The organism is Streptomyces sp. NPDC046557, from assembly GCF_040645975.1.
Lineage (GTDB): Bacteria > Actinomycetota > Actinomycetes > Streptomycetales > Streptomycetaceae > Streptomyces.
On sequence record NZ_JBEYZH010000001.1, the window covers coordinates 110,789 to 125,367 of the forward strand.

Sequence of the window (14,579 nt, forward strand, 5' to 3'; positions counted from 1 at the left end):
CGACCGCGCACTACCGACTACCGAAGGAGGGACGGGTACGGCCGCGCCCCCAGGGCCCGGCCGGCGCCCGGCCGCCATGACCGATCACTTCGCACTCGACGGCGCGCACCGGCACTGCCAGTCGCTCCAGGACGCCCTGGACCGGCTGCGCAGCCACGGCCTCGGCCGGCTCGGTGACTGGGGAGCGCGGCTCGCGGCCGTCCTGCCCGCGGGCGGCCGGCTGCTGGCCGCGGGCAACGGCGGCAGCGCCGCCCAGGCCCAGCACCTGACCGCCGAACTGGTGGGACGCTACCGCGAGGAACGGCCGGCCTACTCGGCGATCGCGCTGCACGCCGAGACGTCCAGCGTCACCGCCATCGGCAACGACTACGGCTTCGACCAGGTCTTCGCCCGGCAGGTGGCCGCGCACGGCCGCCCGGGGGACGTGCTCGTGCTGCTGTCCACCTCGGGCCGCAGCCCCAATCTGATCTCGGCCGCCATCGCGGGCCGGACCACCGGGATGGAGGTGTGGGCGATGACCGGCCCGGGGCCGAACCCGCTGGCCGAGGCCGCCCACGAGGCGCTGCATGTCGACGCGCCCGCCACCGCCACCGTCCAGGAGACCCACCTGGTGGCGGTGCACCTGCTGTGCGAGGCGTTCGACTCCGCCGCGGCGACCCCCGGCGGCGCCCGCCCGGTCGGCCGCGGCCGCGGGGGGCGCGACCGCGCCTCGGCGCCGAAGCGGTCCGGGGCGGTCCCCGTCTTCCGGAGGATGCCGTGACCGGGCACCAACCGCTGGTGGTGGTGGGCGACGTCCTGCTGGACGAGGACATCGAGGGCGTCTCCACCCGTCTGTCGCCCGACGCCCCGGCGCCGGTCGTCGACGTGACGGGCGAGCGGCGTCGGCCCGGCGGTGCGGGACTGGCCGCCGCGTTGGCGGCGCGGGGCGGCCGGGAGGTGGTCCTGGTCACGGCGCTGGGCGACGACGAGGCCAGTGAGACCGTACGGACGGCGCTGCGCGGGCGGGTACGGGTGGTGGAGATCCCGCTCGACGGCGACCTCCCGGTCAAGACCCGGGTCCTGGCGGGCGGCCGGCCCCTGGTCCGCATCGACCGCGGCGGAGGCACCCCGGGTGCGCCGGCCCGCGCGGTACGGGAGGCCCTGGAGCAGGCCGGGACGGTGTTGGTGGCCGACTACGGGCGGCGGACCGCGCGCGCCGTACGGGACCGGCTGGAGGCGGTGGCCCCGCGGGTGCCGCTGGTCTGGGATCCGCACCCCAAGGGCGACGACCCGGTCTTCGGGGCCCGTCTGGTGACGCCGAACGCGGCGGAGGCCCGGGCGCTGAGCGATGTCGAGGGCGTCTCCCTGCGGGCGTACGCGGAGCGGGGCGCCGAGCTGGCGGACCGGTGGCGGGCCGCCGCGGTGGCCGTGACCCTGGGCGAGCGCGGGGTGCTGCTGACCCGGCCCGGCGCGCAGACTCCGATGCTGGTCCCGGCGCCGTACCGCGCGGAGGGCGACCCGTGCGGGGCGGGCGACTGCTTCGCCGCCGCGACGGCGGCGGCGCTGGCCGACGGCGCGCTGCCGGAGGAGGCGGTGGAGCGGGGCGTGGCCGAGGCGGCCGCCTTCGTCGCGGCCGGCGGCGCGGGCAACCGCGCGCTGTGGCAGAGCGGCGCCGCCGGCGCGCCGCGGCGGCCCTGGGAACGGGACCCCTTCGCGCTGGCCCGGGACGTCAGGGCGCGCGGCGGCACGGTGGTGGCCACCGGCGGCTGTTTCGACCTGTTGCACGCCGGGCACGTGGGGCTCTTGGAGAGCGCCCGACGGATCGGGGACTGTCTGATCGTGTGCGTCAACTCCGACGCGTCGCTGGGGCGCCTCAAGGGGCCCGGGCGGCCGTTGAACCCGCTGGCGGACCGGGTGCGGGTGCTGGAGGCGCTCGGCAGCGTCGACGCCGTCGCGCCGTTCGGTGAGGACACCCCGGCGCACCTGCTGAACCGGCTGCGGCCCGACGTGTGGGTCAAGGGCGGCGACTACTCGGCCGAGGAGCTCCCGGAGGCTGAAGTGCTGCGGCGGTGGGGCGGGCAGGCGGTGGTGCTGCCGTACCTCGACGGCCGCTCCACCACCACCCTCGCCCACCGCGCCGCCCGGGCCGCCGGGCCCGTGGCCGGGCCCGTGGTCCCGACGACGCCCTGACGTGCGCCCGCCACCCCGGGAGGTCCCCATGAGCCAGCACCGACCCGACGCCCGCGCGAACCCGTCCCGGCCCGCGGTCCTGGTGCTGCGGGCGCTGGGGCTGGGGGACCTGCTGACCGCCGTGCCCTCGCTGCGGGCGCTGCGCGGCGCCCTGCCCGGCCGGGACATCGTGCTGGCGGCGCCCGCCCGGCTGGCGCAGGCCGCCGCCGCGACCGGCCTGGTGGACCGGCTGCTGCCCACCTCCGCGCCGGGCCGGGCGGTGCCGGCCGCGCTGGCGTGGGAGGGGCCGCCGCCGGAGCTGGCGGTCGACCTGCACGGCAACGGCCCGCCCAGCCATCTGCTGCTCCAGCGCCTGGGGCCACGGCGGCTCTTCGCCTACCGGCATCCCGAGACGCCTGACATCGAGGGCCCCGAGTGGCTGGCGGACGAACACGAGCGGGAGCGCTGGTGCCGGCTCCTGGGCTGGTACGGGGTCCGGGCCGATCCGGAGGACCTGCGCATCCCCGCGCCGGACGAGCCGTCACCTGCCGCGGGCGCCGTCGTCATCCATCCCGGCGCGGACGCCGGGGCCCGGCGCTGGCCCCTGGAGCGGTTCGCGTCCGTGGCCCGAACGCTGCGGGCCTGCGGCGAGGAGGTCGTGGTGACGGCGGGCGCGGGAGAGGCCCGGCTCGCCGGACGGGTGGCGGCGGAGGCGGGCCTGCCGCCCGGGGCGGTGTGGGGCGGGACGGGTGACGTGCCCTTCGTGGAGCTGTGCGCCCTCGTGTCGCGGGCGCGCTGCGTCGTGGTCGGGGACACCGGTCTCGCGCACCTCGCGACGGCCCTGGGAACCCCGTCCGTGGTGCTGTTCGGGCCCGTGGCGCCCCGGCTGTGGGGGCCTCCCCCGGGCGACCGGCACCGCATCCTGTGGCACCGCGGCCCGGGTGAGGACGCGCTGCGGCCGGGCGACGCGCACGGCTCGCTGCCCGATCCCCGCCTGCTGCGGATCAGCGTGGAGGAGGTCGTCGAGGCGGTACGGGGCCTGCCGGCGCCCGCGCCCGCCCGCTGACGCCCCAGCCGGGCCCCGTCCCGGTCCCCCGCGTCAGGCAGCGGCCTCCAGACCCGACCGGACCGGCGTCCGCACCACTGGGGTCGCCGGGACGACGACCGGGGTGGCACGACGGCCGCGCAGCAACAGGCCCGAGGTCAGGACGGCGAACACGACCAGTCCGCCCGCGACCAGGGCGCCCCGTACCCCGGCCCACTCCATCAGCAGGCCGAGCGTGGGCGGCGCGGCGAGGCCCCAGAGGGTCTTCACGGTGCTCCAGACACCCAGCACGCGCCCGCGCATGTGGGCGGGCGGATCGGTCTGCAGGACGGTCGTGCCGGCCGTCTCCGACACCGACTCGGCCACCGCCATCGGCAGGACCAGCACCAGGAGCACCGTGAGCGACGGCGACAGCCCGGCCAGCACCTGGAGCAGCGCTCCGGCGGCGGCCAGCACGCCGACGAGGCGCACGGTGGGCTTGCGCAGCCGCGCGCCGAGCACCGCGCCGAGGATGCCGCCGACGGCCAGGACGGTGGACACCGTGCCGAAGGCCGCCGCGTCGCCCGCGAGGGGGCCGGTGACGAGTACGACGAGGGTCAGGCCGTAGTTGCGTCCCAGCAGGGCGCTGAGGCCGCTGACGGCCGCGAGGGCGACCAACCGGGGGCGGCGGAGGAAGAACAGGAGGCCCTCGCGGGCGCTCATGCCCTCCGCGGCGTCCTTGCCCTCCTTGCCCCGCATGCGCTCGTTGGGCTCCTCGGGCTCCTCGCGCCGGGACCCGGATCGCGGCGCGGCGGCGGGCCCGTTCGGCCGGGCCGCCTTGAGGAAGGGGATGACGGCGACGACGAAGAGGAAGGAGACGCCATTGGCGGCGTAGGCGGCGCCGGTGCCGAGGAAGCCGACGACGACACCCGCGAGGGCGGCTCCCGCGAGCCGTCCGGCGTTGTGCACGAGGGAGCCGACGCCGATCGCGGAGGGCACGTCCTCGGTGGGGACGAGGTCGTTGCCGAGCAGTGCGCAGGCCGGCCCGTCGACGGTGGCGATGATCCCGGTGGTGGCCGCGAGCACCATGAGGACGGCCAGGTTGAGCTGGTCGAACGCGACGAGGAACGCGGTCAGGAAGGCGACGGCTCCCAGCAGTGCCTGGCTGACGGCGGCGGTCAGCTTGCGGGGCCAGCGGTCGACGGCGGCGCCGCCGGCCAGCCCCATCAGCAGGCCGGGCGCCGCCTGGACGGACATCGACAGTCCGGTGGCGGCCGCGGAACCCGTGATCTGGAGCACCAGCAGGTTCTGGACCGTCAGCTGCATCCACGTTCCGGCGTTGGAGACGAAGTTGGCGACGGACCACCAGCGCATGCTGCGCGAGCGCAGGGAGCGCCACGGCGAGCGGGACGCGGACGGGGCGGGGCCGGGGGCAGAGGCAGGGAGCGGGGCGGCGGCGGGCGCGGGGCGGGGGCCGGGCACGAGGGGCGTCGAGGAGGGCACAGTCGATTTCTTCGGGGAGCAGCCCGGGGCTCGGCAGGCTGGGGTGGAGTGGCCGTGGGAAAACGGCCGGGGTGGCGGTGGCCGGGGGGCGGCGGTTCGGGCGGGGTGCGCGCGAGCCGCGCGGCCGGCGCACCGGCCCGGGCGGTGCTGCGGCGCCGGCGGTGCTGTCCCGGCGAAATATCGTGGCAGACGAAAACCCCCGCCGGGGTGTGAGCCGGCTCCCCCCGCCACCGTGCGCGGCCGAATCCCTTGCCCCGTAAGGCTCCTGGACTTCTGGTGGGTTTCATCACAGGAACCGTTGCCCGCGCGCGGGCGGGTGCGCGCTGTGGCGCGGGTCACCGGCGCGGCGTCCGCAGGCGGCGTAGTCCGGCGTGCCCGGCGGCGGGGTCGCGCTCACAGTGGAGACGAGAGGCGACCGGCCGTTCACTCAGCGCGACCGGTTCCGGGTCGGCTGCGAGGAAGGGCAGGAGATGGAGAGTCGGGTACAGGTCGATCTTCACGGCAAGCGGGCGCTGGTGACCGGCGGGGCGCGCGGGCTGGGCGCCTCGATCGCGCGGCGGCTGTCGTCCGCGGGCGCCTCCGTCGTGGTGGCGGACGTACGCAAGGACCTGGCGCAGGAGCTGTGCGCCGATCTGATGGTGGCGGGCGGCGAGGCCCGGTTCGTCGAGCTGGACGTGTGTGACCCGACGGCCGTGGCGAGGGTCTTCCGCGACCTCGACGAGGACGGGCAGGCGCTGGACATCCTGGTGAACAATGCCGCCGTGGACATCTCCAAGCCGATCGAACACCTCACGGCCCAGGAGGTCACGCGGGTCGTCACGACGAACCTGCTCGGGCCGATGTACCTGTGCCTGGAGGTCTACCGGCGCATGGTCGCCCGGGGCGGCGGCCACATCGTCAACATCCTCTCCACGGCGTCCAACCGCACCTGGACGGAGGCGGGCCCGTACTCGGCGAGCAAGTCGGGGCTGCGGGCGTTCACGCACACCCTCTTCAAGGAGGCCCAGCGGGACTGTACGGGGATCGGCGTCACCGGTGTCATCGCGGGCGGCATGGAGACCCCGTTCATCATGGAGCGCTTCCCCGACGCGGACGTGTCGATGCTCCAGAGCCCCGACGTCGTCGCCGACACCGTGTTGTACGCCTTGTCGGCGCCGATCGGGAGCGTGGTCTCCGAACTGGTGGTGGTGCCGCGCAAGGAACCCTCGTGGCCGTGACCGGCCGCCGGACGCCTACCGGACGCCGGGTACCCGGTCAGCCCTCGACGCCGGTGGCGTCGTGCGGGGCGCCCACCGGCTTGGACTCGGGGGACCCGCGCTGGCGCAGGTAGATGGAGAGGATGGCCATGGACGCCACGGCCAGCAACTCCGACTGCCAGTTCTGCAGGGTCCGGGACCAGAAGTCCGCCGAGGCGAGGTACTGGTGCCAGGCGATGGGGTCCTGTAGGTCGCGCAGCTGCTGTTCGTCGTAGGCGGCGGTGCCCGCGATGGACTGGGCGAGCCAGGAGAGCAGGAAGAGCAGGGCCATGACGATGCCCAGGGACCGCGAGTACACGCCGCCGCGCCATCCCGGCGCGGCGGCCCACGGCGGCGACGCCTCGTCGGCGTGCCGGCCCGTCTTCTGCTCAGCGTCCGATTCGGTGCCCGCTTTGTGCAGTTGCTTGGACTCGGGCGAGCCCCGCTGCACCAGCCACACGGTGGCGAAGACGAAGAGGAAGAACTGAAGGTATTCGGACTGCCAGTTCTCCGTCACGTCGACCGCGAAGTCCGAGGACGCCAGATAGGCGACGAACCCGACCTGCTGGAGGCCCTCGGTGGCGAGCCGGTTGTCGAAGTCGGCCCAGCCCGCAACGGCCTGACCGGCCAGGGCCAGCAGGAAGGCCACCCCGAAGGCGAGAGTGAGTGAATTGTCCCGGACGAAGCGGCGCATGCCCACGGCTCCTCCATCCCTCGGCGCGACACTGCCAAGCGAGGTCATCGGTGCATCAGACCCAGGGCGCTGAAGTAGACGACTCCGCCCACCACGACGACCAGGCACAGCACGAACAGGGTGCGCATCGTCCTCATCCGCCCTTCACCGTGCACTGGTACGGCTGCCCCTGCCGGGGCTCGCAGCCCGCGGCGACGACCTTCCAGCCGTGGTCGAACTGCGACAGGAACAGGGTGTCCCCCGGTCCACTGGCCTGCGCCTGCCGCCCGTACACCCGCACGCGCACCAGGTCACCGGCCGCGGGCAGAGACAGGCCCGGGACCGCGTCCGCGCAGCCTTTGCCCTCGGAGTTCTCCAGCTCGTCGCGGGTCTGGGGTGCGAGCCTGGCGCACACGCCCGCGAAGTCCTTGGCGTCCAGGGCCCTTTCGAAGCCCGTGGCCGCGGTCCGCGCGTCGTCCTCGCGCACGCCGGCCGTGCCGCACCCGACCGCCAGACCCGTGAGCAGGAGGGCGACGGCCACCGTGGCGGCGGCGCGCCCCCCGCGGGGCCGGGGCGCTCTCCCCCCGTCTGATGTGCGCGAAGCTGTCACGTTGCGCCACTACCCGCTTCCCGTGCCCCTAAGCAGACCCCGTATAGCGGCACATACCCGCCCACACGCCGCTGCCGGCACGCCCCCATACCGGTGGAAACGTACCGGCGCATGCCTTTCGCGGCCCGGGGTAGCCGCCGATCGGTGGCGCCCCTCAGGGCGGGCGCCGGAACGCGCGCAGGAAGGGCAGCACCATGGGATGGGCATCGTGGACGACGAACGCGGTCGCGACGGGAAGGGGCGGTGTCGCGACGCGCGAGGCGGGCGTCCTGACGGGAATGGTCGACATCCACACCGGCTGGGCCGACGGGTACGCCCGGGTCACCGTCCGCCGCACCGGCGAGCCGCGGTGGCTCACCGTGGCGGGCAGCCCTACCCCGTGCCCCTCGGGATACCAGAGCCGACTCCTGCACGACCGTGTGGTACGGGCCGTCCGCGCCGGCGAGGGCGCGACCGTCCCCGGGCAGCCCGGGGAGCGTCGGGCCTGGTACGAAGCGACCGACCCGCAGCCCAGCACCGCGTGACCCACCTGGCGGCGCCCTCCACCCGACGCCCACGCACACCCACCCGACCCACCGGAAGACGTACCGGACCGGAAGGCAATCCGTAATGGTTCAGAAGAAGGCGAAGAAGGCGATCACGGCGAAGAAGAGCGCTCCGCGCACCCGTCCGGTCGAACCGGCCGGCACCACCCCCGCGCAGGCGGACGGCGCACCCGGCAGGCCGACGCCCGAACCGCCGGCGTTCGACGAACCGACCACGCCCCGCGACCCGCTGCCGCCCAAGCCGGACCAGAGCGGTCCGGACACCGTCACCCCCACCGGACAGCCGACCGGTGTCCCCCAAGAAGCGGTGGCCCAGAACGGCCGCCACCTGACGACCGCACAGGGCGCGCGTCTCTACGACACGGACCACTCGCTCAAGGCCGGGCCGCGCGGACCGGTCCTGCTCCAGGACCACCACCTGCGCGAGAAGATCACCCATTTCGACCACGAGCGCATCCCCGAGCGCGTGGTCCACGCCCGCGGCGCGGCCGCGCACGGCGTGTTCCAGGCGTACGGCACGGCGGCGCGGATCACCAAGGCGGCCTTCCTGGCGAAGGGCGCCGAGACCGAGGTCTTCGTACGGTTCTCCACCGTGCTCGGCTCACGCGGCTCGGCCGACACCGTCCGCGACACCCGGGGCTTCGCGACTAAGTTCTACACCGACGAGGGCACCTTCGATCTGGTCGGGAACAACATCCCGGTCTTCTTCATCCAGGACGCCGTCAAGTTCCCGGACGTCATCCACGCCGGGAAGCCGCATCCCGACCGGGAGATCCCGCAGGCGCAGAGCGCGCACGACACGTTCTGGGACTTCGTCTCCCTGCACACCGAGGCCACCCACCACACCCTGTGGAACATGTCGGACCGTGGCATCCCGCGCTCCTACCGGATGATGGAGGGGTTCGGCGTCCACACCTTCCGGCTGGTCAACGCCAAGGGCGCCACCACCCTGGTGAAGTTCCACTGGAAGCCCAAACTCGGCGTGCACTCGCTGGTCTGGGAGGAAGCGCAGATCGCGGGCGGCGTCGACCCCGACTTCCACCGGCGCGACCTGGCCGACGCCATCGAGTCGGGCGCCTACCCGCAGTGGGAACTGGGCGTCCAGACCTTCCCCGACACCCCCGACCAGAGGTTCGAGGGAATCGACCTGCTCGACCCGACGAAGATCGTGCCGGAGGAACTCGCGCCGGTCCAGCCGATCGGCATCATGACGCTCAACCGCAACCCCTCGAACTTCTTCGCCGAGACGGAGCAGGTCGCCTTCCACCCCGGCCACCTGGTGCCCGGGATCGACGTCACGGACGACCCGCTGCTGGCGGGACGGCTGTTCTCCTACCTCGACACGCAGATCAGTCGACTCGGCGGCCCCAACTTCGCCCAGATCCCGATCAACCGCCCGCACGCCCCGGTCAACGACATGCTGCGCGACGGCATGCACCAGACGGCCGTGCACTCCGGGACGGCGCCGTACCGGCCCAACTCCCTCGACGGCGGCTGCCCGTTCCTCGCCGGCGCCGATACGGGCGCCTACATCGAGGTTCCGGTGGAGACGCCGGCGGCACGCAAGGTCCGTGAGGCGCCCGAGTCGTTCGCGGAGCACTTCCGCCAACCCCGGCTGTTCTGGCTCAGCATGACGCCGGTCGAGCGCGAACACATCATCGCGGCCTACACCTTCGAGTTGAGCAAGTGCTACGAGCCCACCATCAGGCAGCGCGTGCTGACGGTGCTCGCCAACATCGACACCGAGCTGTGCGCGCAGGTCGCCGCGGGCCTCGGGCTGCCCGCCCCGGCCGCCACGGAGCCGCTCGCGACGCCGGAGCCGAGTCCCGCGCTCTCGCAGCTCGGTCAGACCTGGCCGCTGGACGGGCGGGTCGTCGGCATCGTCTCCGGACCGGACAGCGACGTGAAGGGCCTGCGCGCGCTGCGGCAGACGGTGCTCGACGCCGGCATGGTCCCGCTGATCATCGCGCCGACCGCCGGCGCCCTGGGCACCGGCAAGAACGCGCTGCCCGTACAGCGCACCTTCGCGGGCGCCCGCTCCGTCGAGTTCGACGCCCTGCTGGTGGCGGGCGCCCCGGCACCGGGCGCCGACGCCAAGGGCCCGCGCGACGCGAAGGCCGGCGCCAGGAAGACCGGCCGCAAGGCCGCCACGGCCGCGCCCGCCGGCGTCGACCCCCGAGTGGTGCTGCTCGTCTCGGAGGCGTTCCGGCACGCCAAGGCGATCGGCGGCTGGGACGGTGCCGAAGCGGTCTGGCAGGAGGCCGGTCTGCCGGCCGACGCGCCCGGTCTGGTCACCGCGAAGAACGCTTCGGCGGCCCTTTCCGAGGTCATCGCGCTCATGGGCACGCACCGCGTCTGGGATCGGTTCCCCGCCTCCGCGTGAGGACGAGCCGCCCCCACCGCCCGCCGGCCGCCCCTTTACGGGGCGCGGTCGGCGGGCGGGCGGCTGTCGGCAGGCAGGTGGATGTCCAGCACGCAGACGTCGTCGCGCCGGCCCGGGCGCAGCGTCGCCAGGAGCCGGGACAGTGGTTCGGGCCGCTCGCCACCCACGGTCTCGACCGCGGCCCGCGCGAGCCGTTGGAGCCCGCGGTCGATGCTCTCCCCCGGTACCTCGATGAGCCCGTCCGTGTAGAGCAGCAGGTGGTCGCCCGGCTCCAGGAGGAGCGTGGCCTCCTCGTAGGTGCCGACGAACCCCGCGCCGAGGAGACCGCCTTCGGGCAGCGGCAGGTACTCGGCGCGTCCGCCGCGCACCAGCAGCGGCGGCAGGTGCCCGGCCCGCACCCAGGCCAGCCGGTGCTCCTCGGGCCAGTAGCGTGCCATGATCATGGTCGCGGTGGCCGAGGTGCCGAGTCCGTCCGGAGGGGTGTGGATCAGGAGCGTGTTGAGCCGGGTCAGGGCGTCGGCGAGCGCCGAGCCGGTGACGATCATGCCCTTGGCCGTGAACCTGAGCTGGGCCATGGTTCCGACCGCGTCCAGTCCGTGCCCGGCGACGTCACCGACGACGAACAGGGCACTGCGGTCGGGAAGTTCGATGGCGCTGTACCAGTCCCCGCCGACGTTCACCCCGCTGTCGGAGGGCATGTAGGCCACGTCGACGCGCAGCCCGGCGAGTTCCATGGATCGTTCGGGCGTGGGCAGCAGAGCGTGTTGCAGGCGCGCGGCGAGGGTGCGTTCGGCCTGCAGCATGCCCCGCTGGACGAGTACGGCCCGTTCGCTCTCCCGTAGGGCCAGTTCGGCGTCGCGCTGCGCGGTGAGGTCCTGGAAGAAGCCGTGCACCTCCACCGGCGTGCCGTCCGCGTCGGTCTCGGCTTCGGCGACGATCCGCAGGTGCCGCACGCCGTCCGGGACGACCACGCGGAACTGCCGGTCGATCGACGCGCCGTCGCGCAGCAGCCGTTCGACGTCGGCGGCGAGCGCGGGCAGGTCGTCGGGCAGCAGGTGTTCGGGCAGTTCCTCCAGCGTCATGGGACCCAGCTCCGGGTCCCGGCGGAAGATGGCGTAGACGTGCTCGGACCAGTTGATGGTGTTCGTGGTCAGGTTCCAGTCGGCCCAACCGAGGTTGCCCAGGCGCTGCATGGCGGCGAGCCGCAGCGCCTCACGTCGGGTGACGTCGTGGCGGATCCAGGTGACCACGAGCCGTCCGCCCAACCGGGTCGCCCGGACGGAGTAGGTGGACTGTTCCGGGACGCCCGACACCACTTCCTGGTAGGAGAACGGCTCACCGACGTACGTCGTGCCGGTGGTGAGGGCGTCGAGGTAGCCCTGCCACAGCGCGGTACCGGCCACCGTGGGGTAGGTCTCCAGGACACGTCGGCCGATGAGTTCCTTGCCCCGGCGGCCCGCGACGTCCACGGACTCGGGGGCGGCCGCCTCGATCCGGTAGTCCTCGACCTCGCCGGTCGGCGCGCGCAGCGGCGAAAGCAGGATGGCCGTGCCGGGCAGCGCCTCCAAAACGGCCTGGACGGCGGCCACCTCCTGGTCCACCGGTACGGGGAGGGGGCTGCGGACGGCGCGCAGGGGTCCCGCGCACAACGCCGCGGCCTCGCGCAGTACGGTGCGCGCGTCCTCGTCGAAGGGTCCGGGCCGCCCCCGGAAGAAGCCGACGACGAGGTCGCACGGGCCGCCGGCGTCCGGTACGGGGATCCAGGCGCGCGAGGGCCATCGCTCGGCGGGGCCGCCGATGAGCTGGTAGCGCTGGGCGTCCGCCGCGGCGTCCTCCAGCCAGACGGGCTCCTCATCGGCGAGCGCGTCCAGCGCGGCGATGTTCGCGAGCGGCGGGATGTCGCGCCACTGGCCGACGACGGCACTGTCGACGCCCGCGTGGCCGGCCAGCTCCAACCGGCCGGCGTCGGCCAGCGAGTAGATCATGAGCCCCTCGACGCCCAGGTCGTCGGCCAGGGCCTCGCGCAGGAAGTCGGCGACGTCGTCGGCGGTCCGCGCGTCCGCCAGCCGGCCGGCCAGCCCGGCCAGCAGCCGGCGCGGGACGGGGCGTCCTGCGACGACGACGGGGACGGCGCGGGCACGGCCGCCCCGGGAGAGGTAGCGGCCGGAGCTGAACACCGATCCGTCCGGCTCGGCGGCCCCGGAGGGCAGGAGGACGCGGGTGGCGGCCGGCTCGGGGGTGGTCCGGGAGCGGCCCTGGCCCAGGATGATCCAGCACTGCTCCATGAGCGTGCGGCCCTGCTCCTCGGCCGCGGCGACCAGCGCCTCGTACGCCTCTTCGGCCGAGTGGCCCGTGCGGGCCATCATGATGCCCTTGGCCCGCTCCAGTACGGCCGCGGTCGAGGCCAGTGCCTCCAGGCTCGCCACCTCCGTGCGGAGTCTGGCGACCACCTTGGCCAGCGCCAGCACCTCCGGCGCCGCGCCGTCGTCACCGACGGCCGACGCGTTCGTCTCGGGTCCCGCCCCATTATCGGGAACCGCGGATTCGGCCTGCACTCTTTGAGCATGGCACGGCAACGGTCCCGGAGAGGAACCGCCCCGGTGATCAAGGGGCGGAGCCTCGTAGGAATCGCCAAGGAGATCCGTGGCGAGGCCTGGGAACGCGCCGCTCACCGGGTGGCGACGATCACCGCGTACGCGAGGAAGAAGGCCGCGCAGAGGATGGCGACGACGCAGATGGCCACCAGCGGACCGTTGCCCCAGCCGCGCTTCAGCGGGCGGTAGGGCCCGGCGCCGGAGCTGGTGCTCGCCTCACCGGGAGGGGTCTCGCCGGGCGGGACTCCGCCGCCCGGTTCGAGTCCGGAGGTGTTGTCGGGGTCGGGGTCGGGGTTGTGTGCGTGCATGCCCGGCGTCTGCCCATAGGGCGCGTGTGAAACCCCGCACCGGGCCGCCGTCAGGGAGTGCGCCAGCGGTCGCTCTCCAAGTGGGAGCCGGCCATGGGCCCCATGCGGAGCATGCCGCCGTCCACGGCCCACGAGGCGCCGGTGACGTAGGAGGCGTCCTCGCCCGCGAGAAAGGCGATGACAGCGGCGACCTCCCGGGCGTCCCCCGGTCGTCCCAGCGGTACGCCCGGCCGGTGTACGTCGCGCACGTCCTCGTCCTCCTGGCCGGTCATCGGCGTGGCGATCTCACCCGGCGCGACGGAGTTGACGGTGATCCCGTGCTCGGCGAGCTCCAGCGCCATCACCTGGGTGAGCAGCCCGAGCCCGCCCTTGGCGGCGCAGTAGGGCCCGGCGCCGACGCGCGGCTGGTGCTCGTGCACCGAGGTCACGTTGACGATCCGACCTCCGTCACCCTGGTCGATCATGCGGCGCGCCGCACGCTGGGAGCACAGGAACGGTCCGACGAGGTCCACGTCCAGGACGTGGCGGAGCCGCTCGATTCCGATGTCGAGGAACGGTTCGGCGGTGCCGGTGCCCGCGTTGTTGACCAGCACGTCGACGCGCCCGAGTTCCTCTGCGAGCGCGTCGATCACGTCGGCCGCCTCGGGCAGCGCGGCCAGGTCGAGCCGGGCGACGGCCGCCCTTCGGCCGTGGCCCCGCACCTCGGCCGCCGTGGCCTGAGCGCCCTCCTCGTCGGTGTGCCAGGTGATGCCGACGTCCAGACCGGCGGCGGCGAGGCGGACGGCGGTCGCCCGGCCGATCCCGGAATCCGCTCCGGTGACCACGGCCGCGGTGGGCCGGCGCGCACCGGCTGCGCGGGGAGTGGTCATCGCGTGGGGGCTGGTCATGGGAACACCCTTTCTCGTCGGATGGCCGAGGTCCCGCGACCGCCGCCTACCCGGGGGCGGCTCGCGAATGTGCCCGAACGATCTCGAAATCGGGCGTTATCACGTGCCGGACGCGGGAAGGCGCCGGAACGAGACAAAGGCACTCCAGCGGAGAGGACACGTCCATGACCACCGCACGCGAGATCATGACCGAAGGCGCCGACTGCATCGGAGAGGACGAGAGCGTCCTCGAGGCCGCACGCAAGATGACCGACCTCGGGGTGGGCGCCCTGCCGATCTGCGGCAACGACGACAGGTTGAAGGGTGTGCTCACCGACCGCGACATCGTGGTGAAGGTACTGGGCCAGGGCAAGGACCCCGCCCAATGCAAGGCCGGGGAGCTCGCCCAGGGCGAGGCCGTCACCATCGGCGCCGACGACGACGCGGAGGAGATCCTGCGCACGATGCGGGAGCACAAGGTCCGCCGGCTGCCCGTGATCGACGGACACCGGCTCGTCGGGATGGTCGCCCAGGCCGATGTGGCCCGGGCCCTGCCGGACCCGGCCGTCGGAGACCTGCTCCAGGCACTGTCGTCCGACTGACCGTCCGTCCGGTCCACGGACCGCACCGCGCCGCTCGGCTCCCCGGCCGCGGCGGGCCACACGCCCCGCCGCGGCCGGGGCAGGTCCT

At 74.3% G+C, this 14,579-nt stretch carries 13 protein-coding genes; 7 read left to right on the forward strand and 6 right to left on the reverse strand.

Features of this window, described 5'->3' with window-relative positions; translation table 11 throughout:
* Positions 1 to 76 precede the first annotated feature (76 nt).
* Genes ABZ934_RS00610 through ABZ934_RS00620 form a run of 3 tightly spaced genes read left to right on the forward strand, consistent with a single transcriptional unit; the run spans position 77 to position 3,214 of the window.
* Positions 77 to 760 (forward strand): SIS domain-containing protein, encoded by a 684-nt coding sequence (locus ABZ934_RS00610; protein ID WP_361307002.1) that lies wholly within the window; start codon positions 77 to 79, stop codon positions 758 to 760.
* Positions 757 to 2,169, forward strand: a complete 1,413-nt coding sequence (gene rfaE2 / locus ABZ934_RS00615) for a D-glycero-beta-D-manno-heptose 1-phosphate adenylyltransferase (RefSeq protein WP_361307004.1) — start codon at positions 757 to 759, stop codon at positions 2,167 to 2,169. Before ABZ934_RS00610 ends, rfaE2 begins: the two co-directional genes overlap by 4 nt.
* Positions 2,170 to 2,197: 28 nt before the next feature.
* Complete coding sequence (locus ABZ934_RS00620; RefSeq protein ID WP_361307006.1) at positions 2,198 to 3,214, forward strand: glycosyltransferase family 9 protein; 1,017 nt, start codon at positions 2,198 to 2,200, stop codon at positions 3,212 to 3,214.
* A 33-nt stretch (positions 3,215 to 3,247) separates the two neighbouring features.
* Here the strand turns inward: ABZ934_RS00620 and ABZ934_RS00625 are convergent, their stop codons facing one another.
* The gene (locus ABZ934_RS00625; RefSeq protein WP_361307008.1) at positions 3,248 to 4,675 is read right to left on the reverse strand and encodes an MFS transporter; all 1,428 of its coding nucleotides are present in this window, start codon (positions 4,673 to 4,675) and stop codon (positions 3,248 to 3,250) included.
* A 470-nt stretch (positions 4,676 to 5,145) separates the two neighbouring features.
* Here ABZ934_RS00625 and ABZ934_RS00630 point away from each other — a divergent pair, with 470 nt between their 5' ends.
* Positions 5,146 to 5,892: an SDR family oxidoreductase gene (locus tag ABZ934_RS00630; RefSeq protein WP_361307010.1), complete on the forward strand. Its 747-nt coding sequence runs from the start codon at positions 5,146 to 5,148 to the stop codon at positions 5,890 to 5,892.
* Positions 5,893 to 5,929: 37 nt separating this feature from the next.
* Here the strand turns inward: ABZ934_RS00630 and ABZ934_RS00635 are convergent, their stop codons facing one another.
* Both ABZ934_RS00635 and ABZ934_RS00640 read right to left on the reverse strand, forming a co-directional pair.
* On the reverse strand, positions 5,930 to 6,604 hold the full coding sequence (locus tag ABZ934_RS00635) for a DUF6766 family protein (RefSeq protein WP_361307012.1): 675 nt from the start codon (positions 6,602 to 6,604) through the stop codon (positions 5,930 to 5,932).
* Positions 6,605 to 6,737: 133 nt separating this feature from the next.
* A complete protein-coding gene (locus ABZ934_RS00640) occupies positions 6,738 to 7,124 on the reverse strand; it encodes a hypothetical protein (RefSeq protein WP_361307014.1) in 387 nt (128 codons plus the stop codon).
* Positions 7,125 to 7,387: 263 nt separating this feature from the next.
* On the opposite strand from ABZ934_RS00640, the gene ABZ934_RS00645 reads away from it, so the two are divergent.
* Together ABZ934_RS00645 and ABZ934_RS00650 are read left to right on the forward strand one after the other, a co-directional pair.
* A complete protein-coding gene (locus ABZ934_RS00645) occupies positions 7,388 to 7,717 on the forward strand; it encodes a hypothetical protein (protein WP_361307016.1) in 330 nt (109 codons plus the stop codon).
* A gap of 85 nt (positions 7,718 to 7,802) precedes the next feature.
* A complete protein-coding gene (locus ABZ934_RS00650) occupies positions 7,803 to 10,121 on the forward strand; it encodes a catalase (protein WP_361307018.1) in 2,319 nt (772 codons plus the stop codon).
* Between the two features lie 35 nt (positions 10,122 to 10,156).
* Here ABZ934_RS00650 and ABZ934_RS00655 read toward each other — a convergent pair whose 3' ends face one another.
* The 3 genes from ABZ934_RS00655 to ABZ934_RS00665 all read right to left on the reverse strand — a co-directional run bounded on the left by ABZ934_RS00655 (position 10,157) and on the right by ABZ934_RS00665 (position 13,910).
* Entirely contained in the window at positions 10,157 to 12,676 is a 2,520-nt protein-coding gene (locus ABZ934_RS00655) for a SpoIIE family protein phosphatase (RefSeq protein WP_361307020.1), read from the reverse strand.
* Between the two features lie 113 nt (positions 12,677 to 12,789).
* Complete coding sequence (locus ABZ934_RS00660; RefSeq protein ID WP_361307022.1) at positions 12,790 to 13,023, reverse strand: DUF6480 family protein; 234 nt, start codon at positions 13,021 to 13,023, stop codon at positions 12,790 to 12,792.
* A 50-nt stretch (positions 13,024 to 13,073) separates the two neighbouring features.
* On the reverse strand, positions 13,074 to 13,910 hold the full coding sequence (locus tag ABZ934_RS00665) for an SDR family oxidoreductase (RefSeq protein ID WP_361307024.1): 837 nt from the start codon (positions 13,908 to 13,910) through the stop codon (positions 13,074 to 13,076).
* Positions 13,911 to 14,074: 164 nt separating this feature from the next.
* Here ABZ934_RS00665 and ABZ934_RS00670 point away from each other — a divergent pair, with 164 nt between their 5' ends.
* Positions 14,075 to 14,491, forward strand: a complete 417-nt coding sequence (locus tag ABZ934_RS00670) for a CBS domain-containing protein (protein WP_361307026.1) — start codon at positions 14,075 to 14,077, stop codon at positions 14,489 to 14,491.
* Positions 14,492 to 14,579 lie beyond the last annotated feature (88 nt).

Excerpts from the sequence above, each read along its gene's own strand:
- ABZ934_RS00610 (WP_361307002.1), top strand. The coding sequence starts at position 77 with ATGACCGATCACTTCGCACTCGACGGCGCGCACCGGCACTGCCAGTCG.
- ABZ934_RS00620 (WP_361307006.1), top strand. The coding sequence starts at position 2,198 with ATGAGCCAGCACCGACCCGACGCCCGCGCGAACCCGTCCCGGCCCGCG.
- ABZ934_RS00630 (WP_361307010.1), top strand. The coding sequence starts at position 5,146 with ATGGAGAGTCGGGTACAGGTCGATCTTCACGGCAAGCGGGCGCTGGTG.
- ABZ934_RS00635 (WP_361307012.1), bottom strand. The coding sequence starts at position 6,604 with ATGCGCCGCTTCGTCCGGGACAATTCACTCACTCTCGCCTTCGGGGTG.
- ABZ934_RS00645 (WP_361307016.1), top strand. The coding sequence starts at position 7,388 with ATGGGATGGGCATCGTGGACGACGAACGCGGTCGCGACGGGAAGGGGC.
- ABZ934_RS00650 (WP_361307018.1), top strand. The coding sequence starts at position 7,803 with ATGGTTCAGAAGAAGGCGAAGAAGGCGATCACGGCGAAGAAGAGCGCT.
- ABZ934_RS00660 (WP_361307022.1), bottom strand. The coding sequence starts at position 13,023 with ATGCACGCACACAACCCCGACCCCGACCCCGACAACACCTCCGGACTC.
- ABZ934_RS00665 (WP_361307024.1), bottom strand. The coding sequence starts at position 13,910 with ATGACCAGCCCCCACGCGATGACCACTCCCCGCGCAGCCGGTGCGCGC.
- ABZ934_RS00670 (WP_361307026.1), top strand. The coding sequence starts at position 14,075 with ATGACCACCGCACGCGAGATCATGACCGAAGGCGCCGACTGCATCGGA.